This window comes from Mameliella sp. AT18 (assembly GCF_028807275.1).
Lineage (GTDB): Bacteria > Pseudomonadota > Alphaproteobacteria > Rhodobacterales > Rhodobacteraceae > Antarctobacter > Antarctobacter albus.
This window is the reverse complement of record NZ_JARAMO010000286.1, coordinates 1-18,077: the sequence shown is the minus strand read 5'-3', so window position 1 is coordinate 18,077 and position 18,077 is coordinate 1. Positions and strand designations below refer to the sequence as shown.

Genomic DNA, 18,077 nt, shown 5'->3' with positions numbered 1-18,077 from the left:
GGGAGCGCGAGGGGCTGGCCCCTCGCTCCGACAGGCCCAAATGCCGCCGGACGCTGATCATTGAATCCGCATGCCACACTCCAGGGGGAGGATTCACCCCGCCGCCAGGGTCACAACACCCGCACCTGCGGCGCGCGTTTCACCGGACGAATACCCAGCATCAGCTCGCTCAGCGCCCAGACCAGTGCATCCACCCGGTCCGGACTGCCCGACCCCAGGTAGCCTTCCGGCGTCATCATGCACATCTGCGCCTCCAGCTCTGCCAGCCCGACCGCGTGCTTCACTCGCCCCTGCTCGTACAGCGCCGCCACCGGCTCGGCCCTCAGCGATTTCCCCTGCGAGGCATGCACCGCCTTGTAGGCGACATAGGGATCGACCTGGCGCAAGGTGGCCTCCACCATCGCGCCGCCCTGGTTGACCTCGGCCACCACCCGGTCGGCCTGCCAACGGGCCGCCGCCTCGATGGCCGCCGTCGCCCAGCCGACGGGTGACAATCCCTGGACAGAGGCATCCTCCAGCACATAGGCCCGCCGCGCGCGCGGATCATCGCTGTCGACCAGCCCGGCCACGACGATCCCGCAGGCATCGGCCCGCGCCCCGGCCCCCGCCGGCGGATCCAGCGCCACCACGACCCGGTCCATGTCGGGCAGCCGCCCGGCGCGCGCGCCATCCAGCATCTCCCGCGTCCAGAGCGCGCCATCCACCTGGTCCAGCAACACACCGTCCAGCTCCTGCAAGCCCAGCGACTGCCCCTCGTAACGAGCCCGCACCTCCTCCAGGAATGTCTCGGCCAGGTGCGCCTGGTTGGCCTCGGTCCGGGCGTGGGTCGATACGGTCGAGGGCAGCTCCAGCAACGCCTTCAGCACCCCCACGTTGCGCGGCGTCGTCGTCACGCAAACCCGGGGCGCCTCGCCCAGCCGCAACCCGAACTGCAACATGTCCCAGACATCCTGTGCCTTCTTCCACTTGGCGAATTCATCCGCCCAGGCGGCATCGAACTGCGGCCCGCGCAGCGCCTCCGGGTCCTGTGCCGAAAACACCATCGCCTCGGCCCCGTTCGGCCAGACCAGCGTCCGCCGGGTCGAAACGTATTTCGGTTTCCGATCCGGCGGTGTGCAATTCATGATCCCGCTGTCGCCATAGATCATCACCTCGCGCGCCTGGTCGTAGGTCTCGCCGATCAGCGCGATGCGCCTGCACCGCCCCTTGTCCAGCGGCTTGGCCCCCTCGACCTGCGCCCGCACCCATTCCGACCCGGCGCGGGTCTTGCCCGCGCCGCGCCCGCCCAGGATCACCCAGCTGCGCCAGTCGCCCTCAGGCGGCAGCTGGTGCGCATGGGCCCAGAACTCGAACAGGTAGGGGAGCGCCATGCGCTCCCCCTCGGTCATTTCATCCAGGAACCTGTCCTTCAACACAGCAGGCCCGGAGGCTATCCAGGCGGCACCCGACCGCAAGTCGGGCCGCCTCGAGGTCGAGTCCGTAGACGTCGCTGATTCCCTCTTCCTTTCGGATGATCTCTTCAAGTTCCAACTCCGTTTCCCGGGCTGCGCGCAGCCAGTACCTCAACTCGCCCAGGGCGCTGCTCGCCTCGGACTTCTTCGCGATATCCCCTCTTTTCGCCCTGTCCTGCAGTTCGCCGATCTGATCGACGAGCTCCGCGATCGTGGCCGTTGCCCGGTCACGCTGCCTGCGCAGTCGCTCGCACCGCTCGCTGGCGATGATGACGATGCGCGGTTCTTCTTGGTTCTGCTCTGCACTGCTCATGCTCGACACCTTTTTTGCCTGTAGGTTGCCCCTCCTGGGTGGCAGGGCACGAAAAACGGCCCCAAGGGGTTCCCCCGGGGGCCGCCTGCCGTACCTCGTCCAGCATGTCTGAAACCATACGGTCGACCGCGCGCTGGGTCAATCGGGGGAGCGGTCGCAAACACTTGATTTCATTTACGATTATGAACCCGGAATTAACGCCGGGAGAAGCGGCTTGCCGCGCCGTGACGGCTCTGGCAAGACATTTCCACGAAAGGACAACAACATGCCCCAGCTCTCTTCCCGTATCACCACGCTCAACGAAGGCGGCTCCGACGGCTGGGAGGTGTTCTACCGCGCCCGCGCGCTCGTCGCCGCGGGCGAGCCTGTGACCGAACTGACCATCGGTGAACATGACATCGGCACCGATCCCGCGATCCTGCAGGCGATTCATGACGCCGCCCGCGGCGGCCACACGGGTTACGCGATGGTCCCCGGCGTCTCCGCCCTGCGCGAGGCGTTGGCCAGCCGCATCACCCGGCGCACCGGCGTGCCCACCACGCCCGACAATGTGCTCATCACCCCCGGCGGGCAGGCGGCGCTCTTTGCGGCGCACATGGCCGTGCTGACGCCCGGAGATGCCGCGCTCTACATCGACCCCTATTACGCCACCTACCCCGGCACGATCCGCGCCGCCTCGGGCCGCGCGGTGCCCGTTGCCACGCGGGCCGCCGACGCGTTCCTGCCGCGCGGCGAGGCCATCCAGGCCGCCGCCCGCGACACAAACGCCAAAAGCCTGCTGGTCAACACGCCCAACAATCCCACCGGCATGGTCTACCCCCAGGAAACGCTCAAAGAGATCGCCCAGGCCTGCACGGACAACGACCTCTGGCTGATCTCGGACGAGGTCTACGACACCCAGGTCTGGCAAGGCGCCCACGTCAGCCCGCGCAGCCTTCCGGGCATGGTGGACCGCACGCTGATTGTCGGTTCCATGTCGAAAAGCCACGCCATGACGGGGTCCCGCGCCGGCTGGCTCGTCGGCCCGACAGAGGCCATCGACCGGCTGATCGACCTGGCCACCGCCACCACCTACGGCGTGCCCGGCTACATCCAGGACGGCGCGCTCTTTGCGCTGGAACAGGGCGCCGAACTCGAGGAGCAGATCGCCGAACCCTTCCGCCGCCGCCGCGACCTCGCGCTTTCGGTGATCGAGGCCCAGTCGACGGTCAAGGCCATCCCCGCGCAGGGCGCCATGTACCTCATGCTCGACATCCGTGCGACGGGTCTATCGGGCCGCGACTTTGCCGAGGCTCTGCTCGACGATCACCGCATCGCGGTCATGCCGGGGGAAAGCTTCGGCAAGTCCGCCGCAGGGCATGTCCGCGTGGCGCTGACCGTGGCCGATGACCGACTGGCAGAGGCGCTGCACACGCTGTGCAGCTTTGCCGAAACCAAGGCCCGCGCCCATGCTTGACAGCTTCCGACAGATGCACCGCCCCGGCGATCCCTTCATTCTTGCGAATGCCTGGGACGCGGGGTCCGCCAAGATGCTGGTGGCCCTGGGGGCGCAAGCCATCGCCACCTCCTCTGCCGCCCATGCCTTTACCCTCGGACGACCGGACATGGGCACGCTCACCCGGGACGAGGCGCTGGCCCACGCGCAGGACCTCGTGGCCGCCGTCAATGTCCCCGTATCCGGCGATTTCGAGAACGGTTTTGGCGAGGCGCCAGAAACCTGCGCCGAAACCGTGCGCCTTGCCGCCGAGGCCGGCCTTGCGGGCATCTGCATCGAGGACACGGCCCTGCCGGATGACGCGCCCTATGACGCGCCGCTTGCGGCCGAGCGCATCCGCGCCGCCGCATCCGCAGCACGCGCCCTGCCCCGCGATTTCATGCTGGTGGCCCGCGCCGACGGCCTCCTGACGGGCCACTATGACGAGGCAGAGGCCACGCGTCGCATCCAGGCTTTCGAGGCCGCGGGCGCTGACGCCGTCTATGTCCCCGGTCCGCCCTCGATGGAGGCGCTCGGGCGGCTGGTCAAGGCCACCGGCCTGCCCTTCAACGCGCTGGTGTCCGGCCCCTTCGCGCAATTCTCCCGCGCAGAGTTCGCCGCCCTGGGCGTGGCGCGCCTTTCGCTCGGCTCGGCGCTGGCAAGGGCGACATGGCGCACGATCCACGACGCCGGACAGGCGATGTTCACCAAGGGTCAGTTCGATCCGCTGGCCGACGCCCTGCCTTTTGCCACCGTCAATCCCATGCTGACATGAGTGGCACGGCAATCAGCACCATCCGCAATCTCGGCCCCGCCTTCGAAAGGGCCTGCACCGCTGCGGGCATCCCCGACGCCGAAACCCTGCGCGCACTCGGCGCGCATGAGGCCTACCGCAAGCTGCTGGTCTCTGGCGAACGTCCGCATTTCATCGGCTACTACGTCCTGCACATGGCCCTTCAGGGCCGCCCCTGGAACGACTGCAAGGGCGCGGAAAAGGACGCCCTGCGCGTCCAGTTCGACGCGCTCAAGGCACAGGCGACCGCCACACCGCAAACCGCACTCGACCGCATCCTGAACGAGATCGGCGTGATCGAACGCCGCTGATCCCGCAGCGCCCGCGACATCCGAACGAAAAAATGCCGCCCCCGGAGCCCCGGAGACGGCATCGCATTTCAGAACTCGATGACGACTTAGCCGACCAGTTCGAGACCCGAGAAGAAGAAGGCGATCTCTTCCTTGGCGGTTTCCGGCGCGTCGGAACCGTGGACCGAGTTTTCACCCACGGATTCCGCGAACTCGGCGCGGATGGTGCCCGGTGCGGCATCGGCGGGGTTGGTCGCGCCCATGACTTCGCGGTTCTTCAGGATGGCGCCTTCGCCTTCCAGAACCTGAACGACAACCGGCTCGGAGGCCATGAATTCGCACAGTTCGTCGTAGAAGGGACGCTCGGCGTGCACGGCGTAGAACTGGCCGGCCTGCGCCTTGGTCAGCTGGATGCGCTTCTGCGCGATGATGCGCAGGCCCGCATCTTCGAACTTGGCGTTGATCTTGCCTGTCAGGTTGCGCTTGGTGGCGTCGGGTTTGATGATCGAAAGGGTGCGTTCGGTGGCCATGTCTGTCTTCCTCGCGGTTCGGGGCCGGTTCGCCCGGCCGAATTCTGCGCTGGCGCCTAGCACGCCCCCCGCATCTTGAAAAGCCCTGTCATGGATCTGTCGCCAAGGCGGACAGCGGCCTTGCACAGCCCTCCCCAAGACGGGCTCTGGCCCCTTCCCGCAGCCTCTGCTACAGCCCCGCCATGCTCAGGATCGACTCCATCGCCTATTCCGTCGAGGGCCGCCCGCTCTTCGAGGACGCCTCCGCCACCATCCCCGAGGGCCACAAGGTCGGCCTCGTCGGTCCCAACGGTGCGGGCAAGACAACGCTCTTTCGCCTGATCCGGGGGGAACTGACGCTCGACAACGGCGAAATCTCCCTGCCCTCGCGCGCCCGCATCGGCGGCGTCAGCCAGGAGGTCCCCTCGTCCGAGACCTCGCTGATCGACACGGTGCTGGAAGCGGATACAGAACGCGCCGCCCTGATGGCCGAGGCGGAAACCGCCACCGACGCGCACCGCATCGCAGAGGTGCAGACCCGGCTGGCCGACATCGACGCATGGAGCGCTGAAGCCCGCGCCTCGACCATCCTGCGCGGGTTGGGCTTTGACGACGCGCAGCAGAAACAGCCCTGCTCTGCCTTTTCGGGCGGTTGGCGGATGCGCGTGGCGCTGGCCGGTGTTCTGTTCGCCCAGCCCGACCTGCTGCTGCTCGACGAACCGACGAACTACCTCGATCTCGAAGGCGCGCTCTGGCTCGAATCCTACCTGGCAAGATACCCGCACACGGTCATCGTGATTTCCCACGACCGGGGTCTGCTGAACCGCGCCGTGGGCAGCATCCTGCACCTCGAGGACCGCAAGCTGACCTACTACGGCACGCCCTACGACGGCTTTGCCAGGCTGCGTGCCGAAAAACGCGCCCAGGCCGCCGCGATGGCGAAAAAGCAGGACCAGCGCCGCGCCCACCTGCAAAGCTTCGTCGACCGTTTCCGTGCCAAGGCCTCGAAGGCGAAACAGGCCCAGTCCCGCCTCAAGATGATCGAGCGCATGGACATGATCACCGCGCCCGAGGAGGCCGCCAAGCGGGTCTTCACCTTTGCCCAGCCCGATGAGCTTTCGCCCCCGATCATCAACATCGAGGGCGGCGTGACCGGCTATGACGGCAAGCCGGTGCTGAGCCGCCTGAACCTGCGCATCGACCAGGACGACCGGATCGCGCTCCTGGGCAAGAACGGCCAGGGCAAATCGACCCTGTCGAAGCTCCTCTCCGACCGCCTGCCGCTGATGGACGGCCATATGAGCCGCTCGTCCAAGCTGCGCATCGGGTACTTTGCCCAGCACCAGGTGGATGAACTGCATCTGGACGAAACGCCGATCCATCACCTGCAACGGGAACGTCCCGGCACGCCGCCGGCGAAACTCCGCGCCCAACTGGCCAGCTTCGGCCTGATGGCCGCGCAGGCGGAAACAGTGGTCGGGCGACTTTCGGGCGGCCAGAAGGCGCGCCTGTCGCTGCTCCTGGCAACGCTCGACGCGCCGCACCTGCTGATCCTGGACGAACCGACCAACCACCTCGACATTGAATCGCGCGAGGCGCTGGTCGAGGCGCTGACCGCCTATTCCGGCGCGGTGATCCTGGTCAGCCACGACATGCACCTCCTGTCGATGGTGGCCGACCGGCTGTGGCTGGTGGGCGACGGCACGGTGAAACCCTACGAGGACGATCTCGACGCCTATCGCGCCATGCTCTTGTCGCGCGATGCGCCCGCGAAACCGGCCAAACCCGTCGAAAAGCCCAAACGCCCCTCGCGCGACCAGATCCTCGACCTGCGCGCCGAGGTCCGCAAATGCGAGGACCGCGTCGGCAAGCTGGAGGACATGCGCGAAAAGCTGGCGAAAAAGCTGGCCGACCCCTCGCTCTACGAAGACAGCCGCCTGGGTGAGCTGGAGACCTGGAACAAGAAATACGCCGAGGTCATGGACGGGCTGCACAAGGCCGAGGGGCTCTGGGAAAAGGCGCTGGAAAAACTGGATACGGCGGAAAGCGCATAGGCGCGTTGACAGCCGGGGCAGGATTCCCGAACCTGCGCGCAGTCCATTGTCCCCAAGACCAATGTCATGCGCCTCTTTCCCCTTCTCGCCATCTGCCTTTTTCTGCCATTGCCACTTTTTTCGGGCACGCTTTCGGCTGTCGGGCCGCTCCCCTATGATGATCGCCACCCCTCACCGCGTCCGGGCTGCACCCATCGCTTCGATGGGCAGGTGGCAAAGGGCGACCTCGACGCGTTCAAGGCACTGCCGACCGACCCGCAGGTGGTCGTCTGCCTCGACAGTCCCGGCGGCTCTTTCCTCGAAGGCATCGCCATCGGGGAATACATCCGGCAAGTCGGAATCGGCACCCGGCTGGAGGCCGGCACCACTTGCGAAAGCGCCTGCTCGATCATTTTCATGTCGGGAACCTATATCTCCGACGAGGTGGAATTCGGAAACCCGGATGACGAAAGCTGGCAACTCGGCCATCACCCTTGGCGCACGATGCACCCGACCGCACGGCTCGGCCTGCACGCCCCCCGGCTGGAGGTGACCAAGGGGCAATACGACGAGGCGACCGTCACACGGGCCTATGACGTTGCCCTGCAGACCTTGGCGGAATTCAGCCGACGGCTGATGAGCAGCGGTCCCAGCTACGCCGTCTATTTCGATCCCGACCTTTTCTCCGCGATGATCGCGACGCCGCATGGCAGCATGTTCTACATCGACACAGTCAAGAGAGCGATCCGCTTCAAGGTCGAGGTCGGGCCTGTCCGGCCGCCCGTCTCGCCAGACGAAGCCGCGTTCAAGTATGCCTGTGCCAACTTTTATGGGTGGAACGAGTTCCGGACGCAGGAGGCCTACGAGGCCGAAATCGCCGGGGCGCACGTTGATGGCACGAAGGTCACATTGGCCGGGGGGCTGAATTGCACATTTGAAAAAGGCGGCAAGGATACGATCTGGCAGTATCATATCTACGACTTCGCGGACCTCAATTTCTACGCGCACGACATGCCTTTATCGGATCTCGCTCCTTGAACAGCCCACACCCCCGGCGCAACAGCCACGGCGGCCAAAGACCATGACGCTGGACTTGGGCACAATGAGCCGATAGCCCGAAGGTCATGGACACTGCCTTTCTCATCAGCGCCTTCTTCACCGTCTTCGTGGTGATCGACCCGATCGGGCTGACGCCGATGTTCATCGCGCTGACGCAGGGCGCGGATGCGCGGCACCGGCGCGCGGTGGCCTACCGGGCCTGCATCATCGCCTTTGGCCTGCTGACGCTGTTTGCCTTCTTCGGCGAGGCGGTGCTGGGCTTCATCGGGATTTCCATGCCCGCCTTCCGCATCGCGGGCGGCATCCTGCTTTTCATCACCGCACTGGACATGTTGTTCGAACGCCGCACCAAGCGGCGCGAGGACAAGGCCGACGAGGAGGAATTCCCCGACCCTTCGGTCTTTCCCCTCGCCATTCCGCTGATCGCCGGTCCGGGGGCCATCGCCTCGATGATCCTGCTGGCCGGCGCGGCAGAGGATGCGCTGGCAATGGCCGGCGTGCTGGGTGTCATGGCCGCGGTCCTGCTGTTGGTGCTGTTGCTGTTCCTGACCGCGGGCATGATAGAGCGCGCGCTCGGCCGGATCGGGATCAACGTGGTCACGCGTCTGCTGGGGATGCTTCTGGCCGCGCTGTCGGTACAATTCGTGCTGGACGGGCTGCGCAATTTCGGGCTCGCCCCGGTCTGACCCTGTACCTTGGGCGCGGAATGCCTATCTTTCAGGGGCAGACCATCGGAGGCCAGCCATGTCGGGCGACCAGATCGGCAATCTCATCTACCTCGTGCTGCTGGGCAGCGTGATCGCGGGCTGGTTCTTTGTGCAGAACCGGAACAACCTCAACAAGTCGCTGCAATACATGGCGGCCTGGGCGCTGATCTTTGTCGGCGTCGTTGCGATCTATGGCCTCTGGCAGGACATTCGCCAGACCGTGCAGCCGCAACAGATGGTCACTGCCAGCGAGGGGCGGATCGAACTGCCGCGCGCGCCCGACGGGCATTATTACGTCAACCTGCAGGTGAACGGCGCACAGGTGCGTTTCGTCGTCGATACCGGCGCCACCTCGATGGTGCTGACACGCGAGGCGGCGCGGCGCGCGGGCATCGACGACCAGAACCTGCATTTCCTGACCGAGGCCATGACCGCAAACGGCGTGGTCCGCACGGCGCGCGTGACACTGGACGAGGTTGCCATTGGCCCCTTCACCGACACCCGCGTGCCCGCCTACGTGAACGGTGGCGAGATGCAGAATTCACTCTTGGGGATGAGCTATCTCGACCGCTTCGCCAGCCTGCAGATCACCGGCGGCAAGCTGGTCCTGCAGCGCTGATCACGCTCAGCTCTCGGCCTTCTTTTCCCAACGGCCGGATTCCTCGGACCAGTACTGCGCCTTGCAGCCCGCGCCGGTCAGGCTGCGCCACTGGTCGCGCGCGCGCTGCAAAGCGGCCCCGTCGTGGCCGTCGAAAAGAACACAGACCCGGTCCAGGGCCGTGACCTCCTCCGGCGCCACCTCTGCGCCATCGATGCACATCAGACAGCCGGGGCCATTGGCGGATTTTGCATCCAGCGTCAGCAGCACCGGCTGATCCGCGTCATGCGGGCCACCGGCCAGCCCATGCGGCAGGAACCCCTCTTCCGGACCCAACCAGAGCTTCTGATCCAGCCAGTCCATCCTTTGTGCCTGCGTGCCGCGCACGGAAACACGCCAGCCCCGGGCCAGGGATTTCTCCAGCAGGTCCGGCAGAACCGCCTCCAGCGGGCGGCGGGTCAGGTGGTAGAAGAACGCCTCTCCCATGCGGGTGCTCCGGGTTGCGGACCGGGGGATGGGGGCGCTGCCCCCGTCTGCCAAGGGCAGACTCCCCCGAGGTATTTGTCAAACCAAAGAAGGGGCACGCCCGCCACACGGCGACCGGCGCGCCGCATCCTCAGCCCTCGAAACGGTCGCGTACCAGGCGGTCCAGCGCCATCACGCCCCAGCCGGTTGCGCCCTTGGGCGACAGGTCGGTGTCCTTGCTGACCTGCGCCACGCCCGCGATGTCGAGATGGATCCAGGGCGTGCCCTCCTGGACGAAGCGCTGCAGGAACTGGGCCGCGGTGATCGCGCCCGCCGGGCGGCCGCCGACGTTCTTGATGTCGGCCTTCTGGCTCTTCAGCATGTCGTCATAGGCCTGGCCCAGCGGCAGGCGCCAGGCGCCTTCGCCCTCGGCCTGCGCGGCCTTGAGGAAATCGCCCGCCAGCCCGTCGTCATTGGAGAAGACACCGGCATTCTCGTGACCCAGCGCGACAATGCAGGCACCGGTCAGCGTGGCCAGGTCGATCATCGCGGCGGGTTTTTCCGCCTCCTGCGCGTGCCACATCACGTCCGCCAGCACCAGCCGACCCTCAGCATCGGTGTTGATGACCTCGATCGTGTCGCCCTTCATAGAGGTGACGATGTCACCGGGCCGCTGCGCCATGTGCGAGGGCATGTTCTCGACCAGGCCGACCATGCCGACCACATGCGCCTTGGCCTTGCGCAGGGCCAGCGTTTTCATCACGCCCGAGACGGTGCCCGCACCGCCCATATCCATCGTCATGTCCTCCATGCCCTGCGCGGGCTTGAGGCTGATGCCGCCGGTGTCGAAGACGACACCCTTGCCGATCAGGGCCAGCGGCGCGCCCTCGGCCCCTTTCCAGCGCATGGTCACGACCTTGGAGGGCATGGCCGACCCCATGCCGACCCCCAGCAGTGCCCCCATCCCCAGCTTTTCAAGCTGGTCTTCCTCCAGCACCTCGACCTCCAGCCCGATCTCGCGCAGGGCCTCCAGCCGGGCGGCGAATTCGATGGTGGTCAGCACGTTGGCCGGTTCCGAGACCAGGTCGCGGGTAAAGGCGATGCCCTCGGCCACGGCGCGGGCGGCGGCATGGGCGGCCTCGGCCTCTTCGGGGGCCTTGACCATGATGACCGCGGCGGCGGGTGTCTCGGCGGGTTCGGATTTGCGCGCGGTGAAAGCGTAGCCGCGCAGCGCCAGGCCCAGGGCGATTTCCTCGGGCAGACGTGTCACCTCGACCAGGACGGTCAGCGCCGACTTGCCTGCGGCCCTGGCCATCGTGGCCCCGGCCTTGCGCGCCTCCGTCACCGAGGGGCGGCGGGCCAGCTTGACGATCTCGACCCCTTCGGCGGACAGACCCGCGGGCCAGGCCAGGCTCAACGCCTCGCCGGCAGCGAGCTTGCCCCAGGCTTCGCTTTCGACCGCGCGCCCCAGGGCCCCCTTGGTCAGGCGGTTCAGGCGCCGCGCGCCGGGGCTGAGCGTGCCCTCGGGCGTGACGAGGACGGCAAGACGGCCCTCCGCCTGCTCAAGCCCGTCCAGGGCCACTTCGGCAAAGCTGATCGCGCGCAGATCGGTCATGGGTCGTTTTCTCCTGAGCTGAGTTCCGCCCACGAGAGGTAACGCCGCCCGCCCCGGTTGACCAGAGCCACCTTTCCCAATTCCGCGCGATGGGGTAGCGTGCCGCCATTGGACGGGTCTGGGGGGACCAAGCCTTTGCAGAGATTCGACAGATATGTCCTGTCGCAACTGATGGTGGTGTTCGGCTTTTTCGCCCTAGTCCTTGTGGCTGTGTACTGGGTGAACAAGGCCGTTGCGGTCTTTGACCAGTTGATTTCCGACGGCCATTCGGTGCGCGTGGTGATGGAGTTCACCGCCCTGTCGCTGCCGGCGGTGATCGCCCAGGTTCTGCCCTTGGCCAGTTTCGCGGCGGCGGTCTATGTCACCAACCGGCTGAGTTCCGACAGCGAGCTGACTGTGGTGCAGGCAACCGGCTATTCCCCCTGGCGGCTGGCCCGGCCGGTGCTGATCTTCGGGATCATCGTGGCTCTGATGATGTCGGTGCTGACGCATCTTCTGGTGCCGAAATCACTGGAACAGTTGCGCATCCGCGAAAAGGCGCTGTCGGGATCGGTCAGCGCGCGCCTGCTGCGCGACGGCGTCTTCCTGCACCCGGTGGATGGCGTGACCTTCTACATCCGCGACATCACGGAACAGGGCGAATTGCGCGATGTCGTCCTGTCCGACCGTCGCACGCCCGGGCGCGACGTGACCTACACCTCGGAACAGGCCTACCTGATCAACGACGAAGAAGGGCCAAAGCTGGTCATGCTGTCGGGCATGGCCCAGACGATGAACCTGGAAAGCCGCCGCCTTTCGACCACGAATTTCAGCGACCTGGTCTATGACGTCTCGGAACTGGTGATCGCCGGGCGACCGAACAGCCGGCGCCTGAACTACATGCCCACCTGGGAGCTGATCACCCAGCCGATCGCCGCGGCCGAAGAGGCCCGCGACACGCCCGGAGAGGCGGTCGAGGAAGGCCACCTGCGGTTCCAGTTGGCGCTGCTGGTCATGGTTGCGCCGCTGATCGGCTACGCGGCGCTGATGGTGGGTGGGTATTCGCGCTTTGGCGTGACCCGGCAGATCGTCTTTGCCATCGGCCTTCTGGTGCTGGTCAAACTGGTCGAAAGCCTGGTGACTGACCCGGTGCGCGCCGATCACACGATCTGGCCGCTGGTCTACCTGCCCAGTGTCATCGGGCTGTCCGTGGTCTGGGTCCTGCTATGGCAGGCATCGCGAACCTACCGGCCAAGGCGCAGGCGCGCGCCCAGGCAGGAGGCCGCCGCATGACCCTGCATTTCTACTTTGCCCGGCGCTATCTCTGGATGTTCCTGACGGTCTTCGGGATCTTCGCCCTGTTCCAGGGCCTCCTGGACCTGATCGAGGAAATGCGCCGTTTCGACGACAGCGTCAGCTTTGGCCAGGTGGTGCAAGTGACGCTGATGAAACTGCCCAGCGGCATCTACGAGATCGTGCCGCTGGTGATGATCCTCTCGACCGTGGCGCTGTTCCTAGGCCTTGCACGTTCGTCGGAGCTGGTGGTCACGCGGGCCAGCGGACGGTCCGGAGTGACCGCGCTCATGGCGCCGGTGGTGGTGGCCCTGCTGATCGGCGGGCTGGTGGTGGGCCTGCTGAACCCTATCGTTTCGGCGACCTCGAAACGCTATACGGAGCTGCGCGAGACCTATGAGAGCGGCAGCGCCTCTGCCCTGTCCATCGGCCCCGAGGGTCTGTGGCTGCGCCAGGGCGGCGACGAGGGCCAGGCCGTGATCCATGCCGCGCGCGCCAATGCCGAGGCGACCCTGCTCTTTGACGTCTCGATCGTGGTCTATGCCCCGGGCGGCGGTCCTGCGACCCGCATTCAGGCTGATCGCGCGCACCTGTCAGATGGCTACTGGGTGCTGAACGATGCCAAGGCCTGGCCGCTGACCGCGGGCCTGAACCCCGAGTCCGGCGCCAAGCTGCACGACGAGTTGCGCCTGCCCTCGACCCTGACCCAGGACAGCATCCGCGACCGGTTCGGCAAACCTTCGGCGGTGGCGATCTGGGATCTGCCCGCCTTTATCCAGGGCCTTGAATCCTCGGGCTTTTCCGCGCGCCGCTACATCGTCTGGATGCACATGGAACTGTCACGCCCGCTGTTTCTGGTGGCGATGACCCTGATCGGCGCGGCCTTTACCATGCGGCCCACGCGCCTCGGACGGACGGGAATCGCGATCCTCTCGGCGGTCCTGCTTGGATTCGGTCTGTATTATGTGCGAAGTTTCGCCCAGATCATGGGGGAAAACGGTCAACTGGCACCACTTGTTGCTGCCTGGGTGCCACCGGTTGCATCCGTTCTCCTTGCAATGGGGTTGGTCTTGCATATGGAGGACGGATGACACGCGTGCTGACATGCCTGGCCCGTCTCCTTGCGGCCCTCACCTTTCTGGCCCTGCCCGCCGGCGCCCAGGACAACGGCGAAGACATGGCCGACCCGGCGATGCTGGTCGCGGACAACGTCTATGTCGAGGCGGACAGCCGACTCGTGGCCACCGGCAATGTCGAGGCCTTTCATGACGGGCTGCGGCTGACGGCACAGCGCATCGTCTATGACCAGTCCACCGACCAGCTTGTGATCGACGGACCGATCCGGATCATCGACGCCGACGGCAATGTCATCACCGCCACCTATGCCGAAATGGACCAGGGCTTTCGCAACGGCTTGTTGTCCGGGGCGCGCATGGTCCTGGACCAGCAGCTGCAACTGGCCTCTGTCGAGGCGCGCCGGGTCGAGGGCCGTTTCACCCAGCTGAGCCGCGTCGCCGTCACCTCGTGCCAGGTCTGCGGCAAGAACCGCGTGCCGCTGTGGCAGATCCGCGCCTCGCGGGTCGTGCATGACCAGATGGAACGCCAGATGTACTTTGACGACGCGCAGTTGCGCGTGCTGGACGTGCCGGTCTTCTACTTTCCCCGGCTGCGCCTGCCCGACCCGACGCTGGAGCGCGCCCGCGGCTTCCTGATCCCGACGATCCACAGCAGCTCGCGCCTCGGCCTTGGCATCAAGACGCCCTACTTCATTCCGATCGGGCGTCATCAGGACCTTACCCTGACCCCCTACCTGTCGCCCAAGACGCGGACGCTGGAATTCCGCTATCGGCGAGCCTACCGCAGCGGCCAGCTGACGCTGCTGGGCGGGCTGACGTCCGACACGCTGATGGATGACGGTCCGCGCGGATACCTCTTTGCCAACGGCAATTTCCGCCTCCCGCGGGACTACAAACTGTCGTTCAACCTCAAGTCGATTTCGGACGATTCCTATCTCTACGACTACGGGCTGGACGACAAGGACAGGCTGGCCAGCGACCTTTCGCTGTCCCGGATCACCTACGACAGCTTCATGCAGACCAGTGTCCGGAACTACCAGACGCTGCGCGACTTCGAGAGCAATTCGACCCAGCCGCGCTTTATCGCGGATTACCGGCTGGAACGCCGGTTCTTTCCCGGGCTCGTCGGCGGAGAGCTCCGCCTGGCCGCCGAAACCCACGGCCACCTGCGGCAGTCGAAAAACGATACCGACGGCCCCGATGCCGACGACGAGGTCGATGGCCGCGACGTGACGCGCATCAACGCCGAGATGAGCTGGCGCAACCGCTGGACCCTGCCCGGCGGCATCCGCGCCGGCCTGTCGACGCATCTTTGGCTGGATCACTACCTGACCGAACAGGACGTGACCTCGGACGCCGAGGTCAGCCGCGCCATACCCGGCATCGCGGCGGAATTCCGCTATCCGATGCAGCGCCAGGGCCCCGCCGGCGGGCGCACCCTGCTGGAACCCGTGCTGCAGTTCGGCTGGGTCGGCGGCGAACGGCTGCGCAATCCAAACGACGAAAGCACCCGGGTCGAGTTCGACGAGGCCAACCTGCTGTCCCTGTCGCGCTTTCCCGCCAGCGACCGGCGCGAACACGGTGCGACGCTGGCCGCCGGGGTGCGCTGGCTGCACCAGGCGCCGGACGGATGGTCCGCCGCGCTGACCTTTGGCAGGATCTGGCGCGAAACCGCCGATACGGATTTCTCGCGCTCATCCGGGCTGACCGGCACCACCTCTGACCTTCTGATCGCCGGGCGCTTTGCCAATCCGCTTGGTCTGACGCTCTCGGCGCGCGGGCTGCTGGACCATGACGGCAGTTTTTCCAAGGCCGAGGCCCGCGCCGGCTGGTCGACCACCCGCATGGACCTGGGGGCCTCCTACCTGCTGCTGGTCCCGGATGCGGACGAGGATCGCGACCGGACACAGTCGGAATGGACCTTCGACGGTCGCTATCAATTGAACCGTCACTGGTCCACCTCCAGCGAGGCCCGCTACGATCTGGCCGACCAGCGGGTTGACCGGGTCGGGCTTGGGCTGCAATACCGCAACGAATGCATCCAGGTGGACTTCCAGGTGACGCGGGACTACGCCTCTTCCTCCATTGTCGAACCGTCCACCGATTTCGATCTGACCATCGCGCTGACAGGGTTCGGCGCCGGCAACAGTGGCAAGGAGTACCGCCGCACATGTTCGTTCTGACCCGTCTGCTCGCACCGTTTCTCGCGGTCCTGACGCTTGCTGCGGCACCGGCGCCGCTGGCCGCGCAAAACCTCTTTGCCCCGGCGATACAGGTAAACGACAGCGTCATCACCAACTACGAACTGCAGCAGCGCAAGCGCATGTTGCAGGTCCTGAGCGCCCCGGGCGACCTGGACAAGCTGGCCCGCGAACAGCTGGTCGACGACCGGCTGCGCCTGCAGGCCGCCCGCGACAGCGGCATCCGTCCGACCGACGAGGAAATCCTCGATGGCATGACGGAATTCGCCGGTCGCGCCGGCATGACCCGAGACCAGTTCGTCGCCGCGCTTGGCGCCGAGGGTGTGGCCGAGCAGACCTTCCGCGACTTCGTGCACTCCGGCCTCAGCTGGCGCCAGTTGGTGCAGGCGCGGTTCGGCGCCCGCGCCACCGTCTCCGAGGACGAGATCGACCGCGCCCTGTCGCAGCAGGGCACCGGCAGCACCGTGCGCGTGCTGCTCTCCGAGATCATCATGCCCGTCCGCCCCGGCGAGGAAGACGCGGTGCGCGCCCGCGCCGAGCGGATTTCCCAGATCAAGAGCTTTGGCGCCTTTGCCGCCGAGGCACGCCAGTATTCCGCGACCGCCACCCGCCAGGACGGCGGCCGCCTGCCCTGGCGTGACCTCTCCGAGCTGCCGCCGCCGCTGCAACCGCTGCTGCTGGGCCTTGCCCCGGGCGAAGTGACCGCCCCGATCCCGCTGGACGGCGCCATCGCGCTGTTCCAGATGCGCGACGTGCAGGAAACCGGCTATACCCCGGCCAAGGTCAGCGCGGTGGAATATGCCGCCTACTACATGCCCGGCGGACGGTCTGCCGAGACCCTGGCCAAGGCGCGCGAGATCGAGGGCCGCGTCGACCGCTGCGACGATCTTTATGGCATCGCCAAGGGACAGCCGCCCGAGGTGCTGGAACGCGGCACGCTGCCGGTGGCCGACCTGCCCACCGACATCGCCCTGGAACTATCCAAGCTGGACCCGGGCGAGGTCTCGACCACGCTGACCCGGTCGGGCGGGCAGACGCTGGTTTTCCTGATGCTCTGCGGGCGTTCGGCAGAGATCCAGGAAGACGTGGACCGCACCCAGATCACCGTGGGCCTGCGCAACCAGCGGCTGGCCAAGCTGGCCGACGGCTACCTGTCGCAGCTGCGCGCCGACGCCCTCATCGTCGAGAGATGAGCCGCCCCGTCGCGCTGAGCTGTGGCGAACCGGCGGGTATTGGCCCCGAACTGACCGAAGCCGCCTGGACGGCCCTGGGCACGGACCTTCCGTTCTTCTGGATCGGAGACCCCGCCCACCTGCCGGGCAAGGTGCCCCATGTCGTGCTGCAGGATCCTGCCGAGGCGGCGGAGCGCTGCGCCGGGGGCCTGCCGGTCTGGCCGATCTCAATGCCTGGCCCGCGCGTTCCGGGCACGCCGCAGGCGGCTCATGCCGCTGGCGTGATCCGCGCCATCGAAGAAGGCGTGCGGTTGGTACAGTCCGGCAAGGCCTCTGCGCTTTGTACGTTGCCCATTCACAAGCAGGCCCTGGCCGAGGGCGCCGGGTTCGCCTTTCCCGGCCATACCGAGTTCCTGGCCCATCTGGCCGGCGCCGACGAGGTGGTGATGATGCTGGCCTCGGACCGGCTGCGCGTCGTGCCGGTGACGATCCATATCGCCATCGCCGATGTGCCCGCCGCCCTGACGCCCGGGCTGCTGGAACGGCGCATCCGCATCACCCACGCGGCGCTGGTGTCCCAGTTCGGCATCGCCAAGCCACGGCTCGCCGTTGCCGGCCTGAACCCCCATGCCGGCGAAGGCGGGCGCATGGGCAAGGAGGACGCCGCAGTGATCGCCCCGGTCCTGGATCGCCTGCGGGCCGAGGGCATGGACCTGCGCGGCCCCCTGCCTGGGGACACCATGTTCCACGAGCGCGCCCGCGCGGGCTATGACACGGCGATCTGCATGTACCACGACCAGGCGCTGATCCCGATCAAGACGCTGGATTTCGACGAGGGCGTGAACGTCACCCTGGGCCTGCCCTTCGTGCGCACCTCGCCCGACCATGGCACCGCCTTCGACATCGCGGGCAAGGGCCTCGCCAACCCCTCGTCGACACTGGCGGCATTGCGCATGGCGGCACGGTTGAGCACCGCCTGACCGGCGATTGGGGCTCTGCCCCCTTGGCCTTCGGCCAATTCCCCCGAGGTATTTGGAAAACCAAAGAAG

The 18,077-nt window shown here is 66.7% G+C and carries 17 protein-coding genes; 12 read left to right on the top strand and 5 right to left on the bottom strand.

Annotation, left to right across the window (positions count from 1 at the left end; genetic code table 11):
• Nucleotides 1-110: 110 nt before the first annotated feature.
• Nucleotides 111-1,370: a DNA-packaging protein gene (locus tag PVW46_RS23395; protein WP_274577932.1), complete on the bottom strand. Its 1,260-nt coding sequence runs from the start codon at nt 1,368-1,370 to the stop codon at nt 111-113.
• Nucleotides 1,371-1,389: 19 nt separating this feature from the next.
• A complete protein-coding gene (locus PVW46_RS23390; RefSeq protein WP_043143483.1) occupies nt 1,390-1,764 on the bottom strand; it encodes a hypothetical protein in 375 nt (124 codons plus the stop codon).
• 265 nt (nt 1,765-2,029) lie between these two features.
• Between PVW46_RS23390 and PVW46_RS23385 the strand changes: the two genes are divergently transcribed.
• The 3 genes from PVW46_RS23385 to PVW46_RS23375 are packed head-to-tail and all read left to right on the top strand — an operon-like array spanning nt 2,030 to nt 4,342.
• The gene (locus tag PVW46_RS23385; RefSeq protein WP_069208841.1) at nt 2,030-3,220 is read left to right on the top strand and encodes a pyridoxal phosphate-dependent aminotransferase; all 1,191 of its coding nucleotides are present in this window, start codon (nt 2,030-2,032) and stop codon (nt 3,218-3,220) included.
• The gene (locus tag PVW46_RS23380) at nt 3,213-4,013 is read left to right on the top strand and encodes an isocitrate lyase/PEP mutase family protein (protein ID WP_069208840.1); all 801 of its coding nucleotides are present in this window, start codon (nt 3,213-3,215) and stop codon (nt 4,011-4,013) included. Before PVW46_RS23385 ends, PVW46_RS23380 begins: the two co-directional genes overlap by 8 nt.
• A complete protein-coding gene (locus PVW46_RS23375) occupies nt 4,010-4,342 on the top strand; it encodes a TfoX/Sxy family protein (protein WP_069208839.1) in 333 nt (110 codons plus the stop codon). Before PVW46_RS23380 ends, PVW46_RS23375 begins: the two co-directional genes overlap by 4 nt.
• 86 nt (nt 4,343-4,428) lie before the next feature.
• On the opposite strand, the gene ndk is transcribed toward PVW46_RS23375, so the two are convergent.
• Nucleotides 4,429-4,851, bottom strand: coding sequence for a nucleoside-diphosphate kinase (ndk, locus tag PVW46_RS23370; protein WP_043143476.1), 423 nt, complete (start codon nt 4,849-4,851; stop codon nt 4,429-4,431).
• A gap of 182 nt (nt 4,852-5,033) precedes the next feature.
• Between ndk and PVW46_RS23365 the strand changes: the two genes are divergently transcribed.
• The 4 genes from PVW46_RS23365 (at nt 5,034) to PVW46_RS23350 (ending at nt 9,248) form a co-directional block, all read left to right on the top strand.
• Nucleotides 5,034-6,884, top strand: a complete 1,851-nt coding sequence (locus PVW46_RS23365) for an ABC-F family ATP-binding cassette domain-containing protein (RefSeq protein ID WP_069208838.1) — start codon at nt 5,034-5,036, stop codon at nt 6,882-6,884.
• Between the two features lie 66 nt (nt 6,885-6,950).
• Complete coding sequence (locus PVW46_RS23360) at nt 6,951-7,901, top strand: COG3904 family protein (protein WP_043143473.1); 951 nt, start codon at nt 6,951-6,953, stop codon at nt 7,899-7,901.
• 86 nt (nt 7,902-7,987) lie between these two features.
• The gene (locus PVW46_RS23355) at nt 7,988-8,608 is read left to right on the top strand and encodes a MarC family protein (RefSeq protein ID WP_043143471.1); all 621 of its coding nucleotides are present in this window, start codon (nt 7,988-7,990) and stop codon (nt 8,606-8,608) included.
• A 58-nt stretch (nt 8,609-8,666) separates the two neighbouring features.
• Nucleotides 8,667-9,248 carry a TIGR02281 family clan AA aspartic protease gene (locus PVW46_RS23350; protein ID WP_069208837.1) on the top strand — a complete coding sequence of 194 codons (582 nt, stop codon included), beginning with the start codon at nt 8,667-8,669 and terminating at the stop codon, nt 9,246-9,248.
• A gap of 6 nt (nt 9,249-9,254) precedes the next feature.
• Here the strand turns inward: PVW46_RS23350 and PVW46_RS23345 are convergent, their stop codons facing one another.
• Both PVW46_RS23345 and PVW46_RS23340 read right to left on the bottom strand, forming a co-directional pair.
• Entirely contained in the window at nt 9,255-9,713 is a 459-nt protein-coding gene (locus tag PVW46_RS23345; RefSeq protein ID WP_069208836.1) for a DNA polymerase III subunit chi, read from the bottom strand.
• A gap of 130 nt (nt 9,714-9,843) precedes the next feature.
• Complete coding sequence (locus tag PVW46_RS23340) at nt 9,844-11,307, bottom strand: leucyl aminopeptidase (RefSeq protein ID WP_069208835.1); 1,464 nt, start codon at nt 11,305-11,307, stop codon at nt 9,844-9,846.
• 135 nt (nt 11,308-11,442) lie between these two features.
• Between PVW46_RS23340 and lptF the strand changes: the two genes are divergently transcribed.
• The 5 genes from lptF to pdxA are packed head-to-tail and all read left to right on the top strand — an operon-like array spanning nt 11,443 to nt 18,008.
• Nucleotides 11,443-12,579, top strand: a complete 1,137-nt coding sequence (lptF, locus tag PVW46_RS23335) for an LPS export ABC transporter permease LptF (protein ID WP_083242231.1) — start codon at nt 11,443-11,445, stop codon at nt 12,577-12,579.
• Nucleotides 12,576-13,670, top strand: a complete 1,095-nt coding sequence (lptG, locus tag PVW46_RS23330) for an LPS export ABC transporter permease LptG (RefSeq protein WP_043143461.1) — start codon at nt 12,576-12,578, stop codon at nt 13,668-13,670. The genes lptF and lptG overlap by 4 nt, the downstream gene beginning before the upstream one ends.
• Nucleotides 13,667-15,838 carry an LPS-assembly protein LptD gene (locus tag PVW46_RS23325; RefSeq protein ID WP_274577931.1) on the top strand — a complete coding sequence of 724 codons (2,172 nt, stop codon included), beginning with the start codon at nt 13,667-13,669 and terminating at the stop codon, nt 15,836-15,838. The genes lptG and PVW46_RS23325 overlap by 4 nt, the downstream gene beginning before the upstream one ends.
• Nucleotides 15,826-17,049: a peptidylprolyl isomerase gene (locus PVW46_RS23320; protein WP_043143457.1), complete on the top strand. Its 1,224-nt coding sequence runs from the start codon at nt 15,826-15,828 to the stop codon at nt 17,047-17,049. Before PVW46_RS23325 ends, PVW46_RS23320 begins: the two co-directional genes overlap by 13 nt.
• Complete coding sequence (gene pdxA, locus PVW46_RS23315; protein WP_069208832.1) at nt 17,046-18,008, top strand: 4-hydroxythreonine-4-phosphate dehydrogenase PdxA; 963 nt, start codon at nt 17,046-17,048, stop codon at nt 18,006-18,008. The genes PVW46_RS23320 and pdxA overlap by 4 nt, the downstream gene beginning before the upstream one ends.
• Nucleotides 18,009-18,077 lie beyond the last annotated feature (69 nt).

Bases quoted from the DNA above. Each gene is read 5' to 3' on its own strand.
- PVW46_RS23395 (WP_274577932.1), bottom strand. From the start codon at position 1,370: ATGGCGCTCCCCTACCTGTTCGAGTTCTGGGCCCATGCGCACCAGCTG.
- PVW46_RS23390 (WP_043143483.1), bottom strand. From the start codon at position 1,764: ATGAGCAGTGCAGAGCAGAACCAAGAAGAACCGCGCATCGTCATCATC.
- PVW46_RS23385 (WP_069208841.1), top strand. From the start codon at position 2,030: ATGCCCCAGCTCTCTTCCCGTATCACCACGCTCAACGAAGGCGGCTCC.
- PVW46_RS23380 (WP_069208840.1), top strand. From the start codon at position 3,213: ATGCTTGACAGCTTCCGACAGATGCACCGCCCCGGCGATCCCTTCATT.
- PVW46_RS23375 (WP_069208839.1), top strand. From the start codon at position 4,010: ATGAGTGGCACGGCAATCAGCACCATCCGCAATCTCGGCCCCGCCTTC.
- ndk (WP_043143476.1), bottom strand. From the start codon at position 4,851: ATGGCCACCGAACGCACCCTTTCGATCATCAAACCCGACGCCACCAAG.
- PVW46_RS23365 (WP_069208838.1), top strand. From the start codon at position 5,034: ATGCTCAGGATCGACTCCATCGCCTATTCCGTCGAGGGCCGCCCGCTC.
- PVW46_RS23360 (WP_043143473.1), top strand. From the start codon at position 6,951: ATGCGCCTCTTTCCCCTTCTCGCCATCTGCCTTTTTCTGCCATTGCCA.
- PVW46_RS23355 (WP_043143471.1), top strand. From the start codon at position 7,988: ATGGACACTGCCTTTCTCATCAGCGCCTTCTTCACCGTCTTCGTGGTG.
- PVW46_RS23350 (WP_069208837.1), top strand. From the start codon at position 8,667: ATGTCGGGCGACCAGATCGGCAATCTCATCTACCTCGTGCTGCTGGGC.
- PVW46_RS23345 (WP_069208836.1), bottom strand. From the start codon at position 9,713: ATGGGAGAGGCGTTCTTCTACCACCTGACCCGCCGCCCGCTGGAGGCG.
- PVW46_RS23340 (WP_069208835.1), bottom strand. From the start codon at position 11,307: ATGACCGATCTGCGCGCGATCAGCTTTGCCGAAGTGGCCCTGGACGGG.
- lptG (WP_043143461.1), top strand. From the start codon at position 12,576: ATGACCCTGCATTTCTACTTTGCCCGGCGCTATCTCTGGATGTTCCTG.
- PVW46_RS23325 (WP_274577931.1), top strand. From the start codon at position 13,667: ATGACACGCGTGCTGACATGCCTGGCCCGTCTCCTTGCGGCCCTCACC.
- PVW46_RS23320 (WP_043143457.1), top strand. From the start codon at position 15,826: ATGTTCGTTCTGACCCGTCTGCTCGCACCGTTTCTCGCGGTCCTGACG.
- pdxA (WP_069208832.1), top strand. From the start codon at position 17,046: ATGAGCCGCCCCGTCGCGCTGAGCTGTGGCGAACCGGCGGGTATTGGC.